Annotated in this window: 19 protein-coding genes and 1 tRNA gene; all 20 read left to right on the forward strand. The window is 39.5% G+C overall.

Annotated elements, in window-relative coordinates; all coding sequences use genetic code 11:
- The first annotated feature begins 45 nt into the window (after positions 1 to 45).
- The 20 genes from G0028_RS09105 to G0028_RS09200 all read left to right on the forward strand — a co-directional run bounded on the left by G0028_RS09105 (position 46) and on the right by G0028_RS09200 (position 13,455).
- Complete coding sequence (locus tag G0028_RS09105) at positions 46 to 606, forward strand: hypothetical protein (RefSeq protein WP_180045546.1); 561 nt, start codon at positions 46 to 48, stop codon at positions 604 to 606.
- Positions 599 to 946, forward strand: a complete 348-nt coding sequence (locus G0028_RS09110; protein WP_194088762.1) for a hypothetical protein — start codon at positions 599 to 601, stop codon at positions 944 to 946. The genes G0028_RS09105 and G0028_RS09110 overlap by 8 nt, the downstream gene beginning before the upstream one ends.
- Positions 943 to 1,338, forward strand: a complete 396-nt coding sequence (locus G0028_RS09115) for a hypothetical protein (protein WP_194088758.1) — start codon at positions 943 to 945, stop codon at positions 1,336 to 1,338. The genes G0028_RS09110 and G0028_RS09115 overlap by 4 nt, the downstream gene beginning before the upstream one ends.
- Positions 1,339 to 1,343: 5 nt before the next feature.
- A complete protein-coding gene (locus G0028_RS09120) occupies positions 1,344 to 1,832 on the forward strand; it encodes a hypothetical protein (RefSeq protein ID WP_180047997.1) in 489 nt (162 codons plus the stop codon).
- 111 nt (positions 1,833 to 1,943) lie between these two features.
- Complete coding sequence (locus G0028_RS09125) at positions 1,944 to 2,279, forward strand: hypothetical protein (protein ID WP_180047996.1); 336 nt, start codon at positions 1,944 to 1,946, stop codon at positions 2,277 to 2,279.
- Between the two features lie 415 nt (positions 2,280 to 2,694).
- Positions 2,695 to 2,770: transfer RNA gene (locus tag G0028_RS09130), tRNA-Arg, on the forward strand.
- Between the two features lie 161 nt (positions 2,771 to 2,931).
- Positions 2,932 to 3,171, forward strand: a complete 240-nt coding sequence (locus G0028_RS09135) for a hypothetical protein (protein WP_180047994.1) — start codon at positions 2,932 to 2,934, stop codon at positions 3,169 to 3,171.
- A gap of 299 nt (positions 3,172 to 3,470) precedes the next feature.
- The gene (locus G0028_RS09140) at positions 3,471 to 4,142 is read left to right on the forward strand and encodes a DUF4760 domain-containing protein (RefSeq protein ID WP_180047992.1); all 672 of its coding nucleotides are present in this window, start codon (positions 3,471 to 3,473) and stop codon (positions 4,140 to 4,142) included.
- A 36-nt stretch (positions 4,143 to 4,178) separates the two neighbouring features.
- The gene (locus G0028_RS09145) at positions 4,179 to 4,607 is read left to right on the forward strand and encodes a hypothetical protein (protein ID WP_180047990.1); all 429 of its coding nucleotides are present in this window, start codon (positions 4,179 to 4,181) and stop codon (positions 4,605 to 4,607) included.
- Positions 4,608 to 4,669: 62 nt separating this feature from the next.
- Positions 4,670 to 4,897, forward strand: coding sequence for a hypothetical protein (locus G0028_RS09150; protein ID WP_180047988.1), 228 nt, complete (start codon positions 4,670 to 4,672; stop codon positions 4,895 to 4,897).
- Positions 4,894 to 5,343 (forward strand): XRE family transcriptional regulator, encoded by a 450-nt coding sequence (locus G0028_RS09155; protein ID WP_180047987.1) that lies wholly within the window; start codon positions 4,894 to 4,896, stop codon positions 5,341 to 5,343. Before G0028_RS09150 ends, G0028_RS09155 begins: the two co-directional genes overlap by 4 nt.
- 57 nt (positions 5,344 to 5,400) lie before the next feature.
- Entirely contained in the window at positions 5,401 to 6,039 is a 639-nt protein-coding gene (locus G0028_RS09160) for a putative metallopeptidase (protein ID WP_180047985.1), read from the forward strand.
- 57 nt (positions 6,040 to 6,096) lie between these two features.
- Positions 6,097 to 6,573, forward strand: a complete 477-nt coding sequence (locus G0028_RS09165; RefSeq protein ID WP_107009939.1) for a DUF2280 domain-containing protein — start codon at positions 6,097 to 6,099, stop codon at positions 6,571 to 6,573.
- Positions 6,551 to 8,110 (forward strand): phage terminase large subunit, encoded by a 1,560-nt coding sequence (gene terL, locus G0028_RS09170; RefSeq protein WP_180047540.1) that lies wholly within the window; start codon positions 6,551 to 6,553, stop codon positions 8,108 to 8,110. The genes G0028_RS09165 and terL overlap by 23 nt, the downstream gene beginning before the upstream one ends.
- A gap of 2 nt (positions 8,111 to 8,112) precedes the next feature.
- A complete protein-coding gene (locus tag G0028_RS09175; RefSeq protein WP_180047541.1) occupies positions 8,113 to 9,579 on the forward strand; it encodes a DUF935 family protein in 1,467 nt (488 codons plus the stop codon).
- A 2-nt stretch (positions 9,580 to 9,581) separates the two neighbouring features.
- Positions 9,582 to 10,847: a phage minor head protein gene (locus G0028_RS09180; protein WP_180047542.1), complete on the forward strand. Its 1,266-nt coding sequence runs from the start codon at positions 9,582 to 9,584 to the stop codon at positions 10,845 to 10,847.
- 3 nt (positions 10,848 to 10,850) lie between these two features.
- Entirely contained in the window at positions 10,851 to 11,054 is a 204-nt protein-coding gene (locus G0028_RS09185) for a hypothetical protein (RefSeq protein WP_180047543.1), read from the forward strand.
- The gene (locus tag G0028_RS09190; RefSeq protein WP_180047544.1) at positions 11,029 to 11,985 is read left to right on the forward strand and encodes a hypothetical protein; all 957 of its coding nucleotides are present in this window, start codon (positions 11,029 to 11,031) and stop codon (positions 11,983 to 11,985) included. The genes G0028_RS09185 and G0028_RS09190 overlap by 26 nt, the downstream gene beginning before the upstream one ends.
- 3 nt (positions 11,986 to 11,988) lie before the next feature.
- Positions 11,989 to 12,366, forward strand: a complete 378-nt coding sequence (locus G0028_RS09195) for a hypothetical protein (protein WP_130075324.1) — start codon at positions 11,989 to 11,991, stop codon at positions 12,364 to 12,366.
- A 12-nt stretch (positions 12,367 to 12,378) separates the two neighbouring features.
- On the forward strand, positions 12,379 to 13,455 hold the full coding sequence (locus G0028_RS09200; RefSeq protein WP_180047545.1) for a major capsid protein: 1,077 nt from the start codon (positions 12,379 to 12,381) through the stop codon (positions 13,453 to 13,455).
- Position 13,456: the final 1 nt, after the last annotated feature.

Below are 13,456 nucleotides of genomic sequence, written 5' to 3' on the forward strand. Positions count from 1 at the left end.
GAAAGTAAATGGCAAACACGTTATTCGGATAGTGATTGGGTTGATTTGGAAACATTAAGCACTGCTATTGAACACCACTATTACGGACGATCTGAGGCGGAAGAACTTGCAGCTTATGCAGAGTTAAGCCATGAGAAAATTGAAGGTGGCGCAATGTTGGTTGGTGATTTTAGTGAGGCTAGAAAAAAGGTAGACCAACTATTAGGTAATTCCGAAGAGTTCAAGGCATACGTTGTTACAAAGTTCCCTAATAGATCGCCAAAAATCTTATTTCAACAGGAGAGAATAAATCATTCTGACTACAGATTTATGGTGCCAGAAGTTCAATTAATGTCAGATGTGTGGCAATTAAAACAGGCTGAGGTTGAGCTGCTTCAACAATATAACGATGACTTGGCGGGAGGTCAGTGTTGTCTGTATAGGGAGCTAAAGAAGAAAGACAAACGGATTGAAGACTTGGAGTTTTATGTTCGTCAATTTTTAGACGTATTAGCATCTACTCATGCTTCGCATAAGGAAGTCTTACCAAAGTTGCTTAGTCACTTAAATCATTTAGTTAATCCAAAAGATGAATCGGGAGAGATTTTGCGAGGTGAGTATGATTAAGCGCATCCCGTGTGAAGCTGATCTACTAAGCACTGATCATGAAATTTATGGCAATGCAATAAGTCGTTGCCAAAATGCTGCACAGGATTGTCCAGAGGCGGGATATTGCAAATATGGCGAATGCTTTAACCAACTCTCTTATGTTGAATCGGTTGAGCGTTTAGAGGTTATTGAAAAAGAGCTTGAGCATTACAAGAGTAAATGGTCAAAGCTGAATAGTCAGCATTTGCATTTAATCTCATGCTTAAAGCTTGCTGTGAGTGATGCTGTAAAGAATAACAACTCAGAATATGCGTTTGCATATCGTTCATGTTTGACAATGTTGGAGCGAGTGATTTGAGCAGCATATCAACCGCTGAATACAAAGCCAAGTATGCAAAACCACGCCGTAGCAAGCGCCGCATGACAGTGAAAAAAGAACGAGTAGTCAGTGAGGGTGAGGCTACGCTCGCACAGCATTTAAAGTCGTACAACATCGAGTTTCAGGCAGAGTTTCAATTTAATCCTGAACGCAAGTGGAGGGCGGATTTTTATATTGTGGGTAGCAATGTTTTGATCGAGGTTGAAGGTGGGATTTGGAGTAGTGGGAGGCACACAAGAGGGAAAGGCTACATAGCAGATATGGAGAAATACAACTCAGCTACAGCGTTGGGTTATTCAGTGTATCGGTATAGCACTGAGCAGGTGAAAAGCGGTAAGGCGATTGATGAGATTAGACGGTTGGTGGAGTGATGGGTATGAATGCAGCGGTTACGATTATGCAAGCAACGGATTGGAAGAAGTATAGTTTCGAAGAATGGTGTCGTCAGCTTGGTGCTTGGATCAATGGTGATAATGAAACGATGGTGCGAGTTGTAAAGACTATGCCAACAAAACGTATTACGCAGCAGCAGCGTGAAAAGCTACTCGCCATGTATATGAATGATGTAGAGCTAAAGGATCGTTTATGTGTACGCCGTAAGGGTACGTGTTGCGAGTTAGATAGTAATGAGGCGCGTGCGATTCAACGTTTGTTTTTAGATATTCAATCTATTAATGATGAGATTTTGCAAGATTGGCTATCATCTATTTGGTCACATCATGTCTTAGGTAATTCATTACGTGAAATTGCTGTAAGTTCTGACACTACTGTTAATCAAATTCGGCAAGACATAAAGTGCGGTAAGGCATTTATTAGAAGTCGATTCAGCCATTTTAAATTTGAAGATTTTAAAGAAACTTCTTGAGTGTGCGCACGAGATATGGCATATTTCTGTTATAGTGGACGAAGTTTTAAGCAAACCACTGAAGTTTTAGAGCCTCGCATTTGCGGGGTTTTGTTTTGAGTATAAAATTATATGAAAAAAATAATCTTTCTTTTAATGCTTATTCCTTCATTTGCTCATGCAGATTATTGTGAAAAAATTGCTCAACTACATGTACTTACGGGATTTTGGAAAATTGATGGCGTGTCAAAAGAAATAGCGCTAAAAAGAGTAAAAGGTTTAGAAGTTTTATATACGGATATAAAGACGGATAAAAACCTAACGAAAGAGTTCACTGAAATAGTGGAAGATACATATAATGATGATTATTATAAAAGTAATGAACAGGATATTTCACAATATACGTCTAATATGACTTATGAATATGCAGTTTTATTAGCGACTTGTTTGGTTGATAATCCTGAATAAACTTGTAGAAACATAGTTTTAAGGCGCTTAGGCGTCTTTTTTACGCCTATATTTTAAAAGGTGCATGTGCTATTCATGTGTGAATAATTGAGGATTGACTCATGAAAAAGTTAGCTTCGGCAACATGGATTTGTGACGCTGTGTAATCTAATTACATAGCTATAAGCGCAAAGGGTGTGATGCGAAACTAGTCGTATAAATCGGTTTGAATCCAATGTGATTTCGTCACACATTGAGTTAGCCTCAGAGCCTTAAATTGTGGGTGACTCCCCGACCAAAAGAGACTGAAAGACACAAAGCGTATCAATAGCTAACTTTGAGAAGCAGTAGTGTTGAGTAGCGGTAGATCAGTTGCCGAGCTGATCAGTATCGAAATTAAAGGCAGGATGTGGCAGATTGCCATGTCCTTTTTAATACGCCATTAGCTCAGTGGATAGAGCATCCGCCTTCTAAGTGGATGGTCACAGGTTCGAATCCTGTATGGCGTGCCATATTTTTACTCAACATAAATAAGATAAGTAGTTTTGGATAATGTAATAGTTTTGAATAGTGTATTTTTTTATAAAAAACATATACTTGTAACTACATTCTGGCTTGAATAATGTTTGTGAATAGCTTATCGTTTAATCTAATTTTTAATTAGGATTAAGATATGGGATTTCAAACTGAAGTAAAAATGAATCCACCACTAGGAAAGCAGCCTGCGCACTTGATAAGTTATTTTGCAGATAATGTTGCTTTTACGACTTATGTGAAATCTAGTCAAATTACCAATAGGGATGGTGCTATAGACAAGGATGAGGTTACTCAAATCCTTTTAGATAAACACCCAATTGGAACTGAAATACTTTTTTATAGTGTTTCAGATATTGGATTACAAGATGTGCTTTAGTTAAATATATCAACCCTCTTTGGAGGGTTTCTTTTTGCCCACATCAAGGTGACATCATGTACGGGTGATGTAGCACGACAGTATTTAACATCCAAGCAGGCTGTAGGGCTTGACAATTCATTACAGTTAGGCATTGACAGGAATGGTCATAGTGCATATAGTTGTGAATAAGCCTAATATCAAATGATCAATTGGGCTTTTTTATCACTATTATTTGGAGGTATTTATGGCTATGTTCATGAATTATATTAATAAAGATAAAGCTATTGCATCAAATACTTGTGCTTTCGAGGGTTGGGATGGGTAACACCCTAACTTCACAGAATACCAAAAGCAGAATAACGTTTTTTTTAGCGTTATCTGCTTTTTTAATATCTATGTTCTTAATCTCGGATGATGTTTTATCTTACTTAGATTTGGGTGGGTGGAAAATTAGTGATTGGCTAGTTTTTTCGCAACTAATAGTGTTTGCCATTTCGGCTTATATAGCATACACAACAATCCATTCTTCAAAAGAAACATCAAGAGAAAGAGCTACTTTAGATACTATTTTGGATGATAATAAAGATGAGACTATTTTTCATTCAAAGATGGTTGTTCTTAGGTTTAATGAGAATCCTAAACAATATTATGCTTTATTGAGCGATAGTGAGAGTACTAGAGAGCATCTAGCTTCACTCCTGAGTGTTAAGGAAAGTGCCTTAACTAAAAATGAAGCAGAAGTTAGGATGCACTTGTTGAAAGTACTAAATCGTTATGAATTTTATGCTATTGGCATAAATAAAAATCTTTTAGACGAGGAAATGTTTAAAAGAATGTATTGCTCAACAATGCTTAAATTTTGGGGTATTTGCAATGGAGCTGTTTCTGAATTAAGAGAGGCTGCGAAAAAGGATACTTTATTTAAAGAATTCGAGTGTTTAGCTAATCGCTGGAAAGCAAATCCTCTTAAATCAGAAGATATCAAGTAAACCACCTTCGGGTGGTTTATTTTATGGGGTAAAAGTATGGAGACTTCCGAATACACCGCACTTACCAAGAAGCAACCATTAAAGCCTAAATCCAAAACTCGCCCATTACCCAAAGCAACACAAAAATATTTAGAAGCTGAAGAAACCCTATTCCAAGAACTAGAAGAAAATAACATTGGTTATCGAAGAAAATTTCAATTTGAGCCCACGAAAAATTGGCGATTTGATTTCTATATTGTGAAGCTCAATCTTCTTATTGAAATTGTGGGTAGCTCATGGTCAGTGGGCCGTGGTGGTAAGAAGATTGCAAACGCATTTAATAAATATGAACTCGCTGAAAACATGGGTTATACGATTGAACGATTTGAACCACATGCAGTTGAGTCAGGTTCTGTAATTCGTTGGATTAAAGGGAAATTGGAGAGATTTGAAGAAGAGGGAACTCATTTTCAGCAGCTTAAATAATCTACTTTGTTGACACTTGACAACACTAGCGTATAATAATAAGCATTCTCTAAGGATAAGACATGAAAAAACATCCAAATAAGCATATCCGAGAAGCGATTGAATATGCAGTTGAGAATGGATGGGATATTGTTGAAACGGGTAAATCAGGACATGCATTTTGTAGATTAAAATGCATATTGGGGCATACTGAACATCAAATGAGTGTTTGGAGTACGCCGAAAGATCCTGAAACGCATGCTAAACAAATCCTGCGTAAAGTGAAGCAATGTAATGGAGATGAACAATGAATACTTATCATTTTACCATTGTGGTACGTGATGCTCGTTCAGATCTTGCAGATTTAGAAGATCGCTTTTTTGAAGCAGGCTGTGATGACGCATTGCTATGTAGCTACAATGATACAGTTTATTTAGAATTTGATCGTGAAGCTGCTGATGCAGTAACAGCAATACGCTCAGCATTAAATGATATTCGTAAATTAGGCTATCAAGATTTAATTGTTGAAGAGCAAGGTTTTTCTACCTTATCGGAAATGGCAGAACGTGCGAGCTTAAGTCGCCAAGTATTATCACTGTATGCATTAAATAAGCGTGGGGATGGGAATTTCCCAAAACCAATGTATGGACTATCTTCAAAGTCAGCGATGTATTCATGGCCAGAAGTGGCAACTTGGTTATTTAATCAAGGGAAATTAGATAAAGCACATTATGAAGTGGCAAGTGCCTTGGTTTAAAAAGTGAAGTGATTGATTAAAACCCACATTGTATGTGGGTTTTTTATTGGGTGAAATATGCAACAAATCAGACCATTCCCACCAGCTGAATTGATTGATCAGGCTGAGGGAGAAGAAAGCATTCGTATAGCACCCGCTGTAGATCTAAAAGCTTGGGTTGTGGCAAATTTCCTGACTATTGGTGGTGCGTTACATAATCCTGACCATGACCACATTGCTGAGCTACTTCATGACAATGACGAGTTTCTAGCATTTGCTTGGGCATCATCTGCGGCTCAATCTAAAAAACGTATGGTGTTAGGTCAATGTGAAAAGGTGATGTTCAACGTTGGCGGTTGGAAGAAAGCACGACAAGAACAACAGATGCGGGATTGGTTTGGCTTTGTACCGACGTATTTAATTACGATCGATGCGAGTTATTGTGAAAACACCAATGACCGTAATTTTTGCGCGTTATTAGATCATGAGCTTTATCACATTGGTGTAGAACGCGATGAAGATGGTGAAATGCTGTATAGCGATATGACAGGTTTACCTAAACATTATTTGGCAGGTCATGATGTTGAAGAGTTCTTTGGCGTGGTCAAACGTTGGGGAGCGAATGAATCAGTTAAGCGTTTGGTCGAAATCACAAAGAATACGCCGTTTGTTCCTGATGTTGATATTTCTAAGTGTTGTGGGACGTGTGTGATTTGAGCCTAAGGGCTCTTTTTTTGGTTATTTACGTTGACGTACGTTGACAGGTGGATATTTATGGCAGCCCTCAGAAAAGAGGTGAAACTCTTTATTGTTCGGTCACTTGCGCAGTTTAATACCCCTGAAGAAACAGCAAAGCTCGTCAACGAAGAATATAAAAACTTAAATGTTTCTCGACAACAGTGTGAGCGTTACGATCCAACCAAAAGAGCAGGTAAAGATTTAAGCGAAGAGTTTAAAAAAGAATTTGAAATAACGCGTTCGGAGTTTTTAGGTAAACCCGAACATATTCCAATCGCAAATCTAGTTGTTCGACTGCAGCGTTACGAAAATATGTTTTTAGCTACAAAGAACAATGTTCTTCGATTAAAAATTCAAGAACAAGCAGCTAAAGACATCGGTGGTCAATACACCAACCGAACAGAAGTGACGGGTGAAAATGGCGGACCTATTCAAAATGAGAACGTGACCTATGTGACTGCAACCAAAGAAGATGTAAGGCGGGCGATTGATGAACTCGAGAGTGAATACTGATCCCGTAAAATTAGAAGTTGAGCGTACCAAGTGTGAAGATGAACACCTGTTCTTCACACGCCGTTTCTTTAAACCTCGTATGGGTTTTAAATTTACAGTGAATTGGCATCATGCTTATGTGGCATGGCTTATCGATGAAGTTGTTAAAGGTAATATTGCCAATATTGTGATTAATGTCCCACCAGGTGCGGGTAAAACAGAACTAACAACAAATTTAATTGCACGTGGTATAGGTTTAAATCCACGTTCTCGATTTTTATACTTATCTTTTTCTCAGTCACTCGTAGAGGATGTGTCTGCAACTGCACGAAATATTGTGAAATCTGAGGATTTCCAAAATCTTTGGTCGACTGATATTTCTACAAGTACAGATGCAAAAGCGAGCTGGAAGACCACGGTGGATGGTTATGAAGCAGGGCATGTATATGCAGCTTCTATGGGTGGTCAGGTTACAGGTCGCCGTGCGGGTACTTTAGCTGATGATGGTTTCACAGGATGCATTATCCTTGATGACCCTTTAAAGCCCGAGGATGCGTTTAGTAAGCCTGCGCGTGATAAGGCGAATCGTAAGATTTTAAACACCGTGAACTCGCGTAAAGCTAAATCAGATACCCCGATTATCATGATTATGCAGCGTTTGCATGTTGAGGATCCAACCAACTTTGTTATTACTGGAAATGTGCCGGGTGAATGGGAGCATGTTTCAATCCCTGCACTAATTGATGATGCTTTTATTGAAACCTTGCCAGAAGAGATCAAAAAGCTTGTACCTCTTAATGTGGAGCGTGATGAGCAAGGGCGGCAAAGCTATTGGCCAAAGAAAGAATCCTTAAAATCATTATTGCAACTTGAAAAAGGTGGCAAGGATAAAGATGGTGCAACAGTCTCGCGTTATACGTTCAACAGTCAGTATCAACAAAAACCAAAGAAACTTGGTGGGGATCTGATTAAAGGCGAATGGTTTGGTCGATATAAAGACTTACCTGAGTTGCAATGGCGAGCAGTATTTGTCGACACGGCACAAAAGACTAAAGAGCATAACGACTGGTCTGTGTTTATGTTGGCTGGTCTGGGTGTAGATGGGAAGCTCTACATTATTGATGTTTTGCGAGGAAAGTGGACTGCACCTGAGCTTAATCAACAAGCAAAGAACTTTTTAGATAAGCATAAAGAGTACACATGGGAATTAAAGCCTATTCGCTATATGAAAGTAGAGGACAAGGCAGCAGGTACTCAGCTTATTCAAACACTAGGCACATATAGTGGAATTCAGGTTGTGCCAGTTCAGCGAAATATCGACAAATTAACGCATTTAATGGATGTGCAGCCGCATATTGAAAATGGTTATGAAATGCGTCCTGAAGATCGCTTTGTCATGCTGCCAATTAATACGCCGTGGGTTGCGCCATTTTTAGAAGAATGTGAAGCACTTGTGGCAAATATGACGCACGACCATGATGACCAAGTGGACACATTGATGGATGCGGTTGATGAGGCTGTGGTATTGCAAAACTACAATGAACCAGAGACAGGTTAAATATGGCTAAGAAACAAAAAACAGTGATTAGTAATAATCCTGAAGCTGGCGGATTGTATTCACATGAAGCTGAGAGTGCTTTAATTTCATACTTAATGAGTAATAAAGCGCCCGATATTGATGATGTGTTGCGCAAAGCAGGTGTGCCGCGTTACAAGTTGCGTGTTCTACTTTCAGATGATGATATTTATCAGTGTGTCGAAAAGAGACAAGATAAGCTTGAGGCAGCGCCGTTTCGGATTGAACCTGCTGACACAACAGAGTCAATCATTATTAATGAACAGATTCGGAAATGGTGGTCCAAGATCGTTATTGGTACTCAGAACGCGCGTTGGTTTGGTTATTCAGTGTTTGAGGCTGTCTATTCAAAAATTCCCATGTATCACGCAGACACAAATACAACTTATTTGGGGTGGGAGTGGTTAGGTGAAAAGCCAATGCAGTGGTTTGAGCCTAAAAATGACGGACGTTTATTGTATCGTCAGGATGGAATGGCTCAACCTATTGAGGTTGATCAGCGCTTAAAGTTCTTTCTAACTCAATGCAAAGCAACCTATGAACAGCCATATGGTGAAGCACTTCTAAGCCGCTTATATTGGGTGTGGTTTTTTAAGACAAAAGCATTTAAGTTTTGGGCTAAATTTGTTGAGCGATTTGGTAACCCTTTGCTCAAAGGTAAATCCATCGATAATAAAAAGATGAAGCAAGCATTATTAGATGCGCACGCTTTATCTGTAATTGCGATTGATCGCCTAGATGAAGTAGAGATGGTTTCTGCATCAGGCAATCAAGGTGGTAGCGCAGCATTTGAAGCTTTTGATCGAACGCTTGAAAAACGCATTCAAAAAGTAATTTTGGGTGGAACACTCACCAGTGGTACAGATGGTGGTGGATCTCGCGCATTAGGAGATGTGCATTTAGAGGTTGAGAGAAATAAACTGGGCGCTGATATTCGAATGATCGTGCCAACCATTCAAAACATCATTAATGCATTATGTGACATTAATGGATGGAAATCACATCGCATCATCATTGGTGAAGAAAAGTCACTTGATGAGAAAAAAGCAGATCGTGATGTGAAGTTAAAAAACGCTGGTGCTAACCTCACACCACAATACTTCCAACGTGAATATGGTTTGCAAGATGGGGATGTGGCTGAGCCTGTATCGATGCCACAGACCCAATTTCATGCATTACCAAGACATGCTTTTAGTTTTAAATCGCAAGTCCAAAACCTTAAGCCTGAACAAGTAGAGCTTGAGAAGGTTGCAAATAATCAACCTAAGGTTTTACTGAATGAATCGGATCTAGAACAAATTATTGCAGATTCAAAAGACTCAGATGAATTGGTGAACAAGCTTTATTCTGTGACTAAAGGCGCATCTGTTGATGAGTTTGAAGTGATCATGGCTAAGGCACTATATATGGCTGATGTTATGGGGTATGTGCATGCACAGCAAGGGAAGTGAACATGGTTGATTATGTTGAAGCACTACGCTATGCACGTGGTCGTAATGTTGTATTGCCTGAAGAATTCTATTTGTTGGATTTAAAGTCTCGTCATTATGCAGCTACAGTGAGTCGATTGGCTTCAATTGATCAAATTAAGACTGTGCTTGAGCTTGTCAACAAATCACTTGAAAATGGCAGTACTTTCAATGACTTTAAAAAACAAGTTGAAGCTGAGGGTATTAGTCTTTCAGAGCATCATTTAGCGAATATCTATCGTACCAATATGCAAATGGCTTATGCGCATGGTCGATGGGAGCAACAGCAAGCAAACAAAGAAACTCGACCCTATTTGATGTATAGCGCAATCAATGATGGTCGAGTTCGCCCAACTCATTTAGCTTTAGATCGAATCATTCGGCATATTGATGATACGTTTTGGACACTGTATTACCCGCCGTGGGATTTTATGTGTCGATGCCATGTGACAGCACTGACCGAGAAGCAAGCGAAAAAATACGGTATTACTTCGGATGATGATTTGCCAAATGTGGCCCGCAATTTAGGATGGAGCTTTAATCCAGCAACTTACGGAAAGCACTTGAATGAAGTGCTTGATCAAAAGATAGCGAATAACTTGCTTGATATTCCTTATTCAGTAGAAATTCTTGAGATCAAGAGTAAGGCTTTAATTGAACAGGAAGTTGAACAAGCGATTGTTGATTCAATAAAGCCGCTTGATCAAGCAAATCGTAAAGTGTTGGATGATTTCATGGAAGATGTGGCGAGCAAAGGCAAAGATATTGCGCCGTCTGCGCCTCGTTTTGTAGTTGAGTTAACGACTGAGAATGAGAAGCTTACAGATCTGCTGCGAGATTCAGTGCAGAAGAAAGATATTGATTTAAAGTCAAAATCTATTGTCAATTGGATGATGGATTCTTTTAAGTCGGTGTTTGGTTTTGCAAAGAATCTGAAAAGCAAGCTTACAGGCAATAATCTAAAGGGTTTTGATTCATTCAATTTGAAAAAAGGCAATGTGATTGGAATTGTTACACCAACATTGTTTAAGACAGCGGAACAAGCAGGGAAGAACATCACGATTTTAGACATGAAAGGTCATGCGATTGATCTGTCTAAAATCAATGGTCTAAATGGCTCATTGCTTGCGCCTGATTTAAATCTTGAAGTTGTGAGTGTGACTGATACAGATATTGTGTTGAAGCGCACAGATGAAGTTGCAAAGCGGTTGTTTGTGGCCAATGGTGAGCTTATAGCTTTCTATGGGTGATGTATGAATGATTGGGACGTGATGCAAAGCGGATATCAGGATAACGAGATATACCCAAGCAAATGGGATGATCTTCGGTATTACATGTTGTTAATGACATACGCTATTAAATACATCCAAGCAGATAAAGAAATCAAATTTAAAGCCACCTTATCAGGTGGTTTTTTTATGGAGCATGAAAATGCCAGAGGTAAACAAACAAAGTGAATATTGCTTTCAGCTTGGGCAGTTGAATGTCAATCAAGCCGAAGAGGGCAAGAAAAAACGTACCTTCTCGGGTGTTGCTTATAGTGGAGAACCCATCACTGACCATTGGTATTGGGATCGAGTCGTTTTTGATTTGGATTCTATGGAAGTGAAAGGGCGTATTCCTGCCTTGTTAGAACATTCACCACGGCAACGTGCAGGGGCAATTAATACACACTCTATTGACCATCAAACAGGTTTAACTGTTTCAGGTGATCTGATGAGTAATGAGTTTGGCACTCAGGTCGCCCAAGACTCGGACGATGGATTTCCGTGGCAGATGTCTGTGCGAATTGAACCATCAGCCATTGAAGAAATTCAGGCAGGTGCATCCGTATCAGTCAATGGAAAGATCCATCAAGGCCCAATCACTGTGTTTCGTGGTGGACGTATTCGTGAAGTGTCTTTCTGTGCATTGGGCGCAGATGATAATACCAACGCCGTAGCAGCAAGCCATCAACCTAAACAATTTAATAGCAAAGAGGACACAGACGTGACCGAACTCGAACAAGCGAAAGCTCGTATTGCAGAGCTGGAAGAGAAAAATACAAATCTTGAAAAAGATATCCAAAAGTTTAAAGCAGATAAGCGTGAAGAAGATATCAAATCACTTGAAACTGTATTGAATAAGCAATTTAGCGCAGAAGAAAAAACATCTTATACCAATATGGATGATTCATCTTTTGCATTCATGTCACAACAAATGAAGCAGTTTGCAGGCGGGCAGCCTACACCAGCACCACAGCCAAACAACACGGTACCACCACAGCTTGCACATTTGTTTAGCCATCAAGCAATAGGCGGGCAAAGTGTTTTGCAGCAGGGTGGTGAAGAGAAGCACCAATTTACTACAGGTGCTCAAGCATTTGCAGCGCAAAACAAGGGAGCTTAATCCATGAGTAATACAACATATTTAGGTACGGTAACTCGCGAAACGCGCCCATTTAATTTAGATGTTTCTAAATTGCGCCGTGCGAATGCCAAGGTTACAACCGCGAAGGCATATAAAGCAGGTGATCTATTAACACTATCTGAAGCCAATGTGGTTGATCATGCACTTGATGAAAAAACATGGACCGTTGTTTGTGGCCAAGATGTCACAGCTGCTCAGGCAACAAAAATGGCATCAGACGGGGTAGAAATCCCGATTTATTTTGGTGGTGTATTTAATATTGAAGCGATCTGTTTGGCTGGTGTGTATTTAGATCCTACCAAATATGATGCAGCACGCGCCAAAGCAACCCTAAACCATATTGAATTCTCAAAAGTATAAGGATCTAAATTAATGGCTCAATCATTTATTATTGATGGTGCACCACTCGAATTACTTGATGTAGGCGAGTTGGCGCTGATCCACTCAAACTACAAACCAATGAGCACTTGGATTTTAGAAAAGTTTTATCCAAATCGCCCTGCGTTTGATCGCGATGAAGTTCCACTGGCTGAACTTAATACGGTTCATGATCTTGCTCCATTGGTTTCACCACATCAACCTGGTAAACCATTTGACACTAAACGCGCTGCAAAAGTTGATTTTGTTAAGCCTGCGTATTACAAACCTAAAAATATGGTCACTGCTGCAACGTCATTTGATGAAGCTTTAATGGAGCGTTTGCGTACCGCAGGTATTATCTCAACAGGTAGTCAAAAGCTATCTGATCAAGAGAAAATGATCATTGCTCAAATTGCAGTAATGAAGCGTAATCATGATGCGATTGATAACTCGATTTTACTGATGGCAACCGAGTTATTATTGAATGGTAAATATCTGCTCCAGTCAGATGACTATGAATACAACATGGTTGATTACGATCGTGATGCATCCTTAACATTTACACCTGCAACTCCGTGGAATCAAGCAGGTGCAAAACCAGTTTCAGATTTGGAATTGATTGAAAAGCGACTACTTGACGCAAATGGTGGAAGCTCGAAAGCTTATTTAATGTCAGGCAAGGTTTGGGCTGCATTATCTGCAAATGAAGAGTTTAAAGAGCGCTTCATTAAGCCTTATGCAGGTATTGCTGTGCCATATAAACCAAGCCTAAATGTTCAAGAAGATGCCTCTTTTAAAGGTTACTTGGATGATAAGGAGCTTTGGGTTTATGACGGCACCTATCGCTTGAAATCTGGTGTTAAACGCTTTATTCCTGATGATTATTTTGGTGCTATCTCTGATCTAAATGGTTCTATTGCTCAGTGCAAAATTAAAAACACATTAGCAAATGGCGCTGTACAGAAATATTTTGACCGTCAGTGGTATAACGAAGATCCAAGCGGTATTTTCTTAATGACCGAATCTGCTCCATTGGCTGTGCCATCAAATAAAAATGGTGTGTGCGGTGGTACAGGCTTTATTGTGTAGG

The sequence above is a fragment of the Acinetobacter piscicola genome, assembly GCF_015218165.1.
Taxonomy (GTDB): Bacteria; Pseudomonadota; Gammaproteobacteria; order Pseudomonadales; family Moraxellaceae; genus Acinetobacter; species Acinetobacter piscicola_A.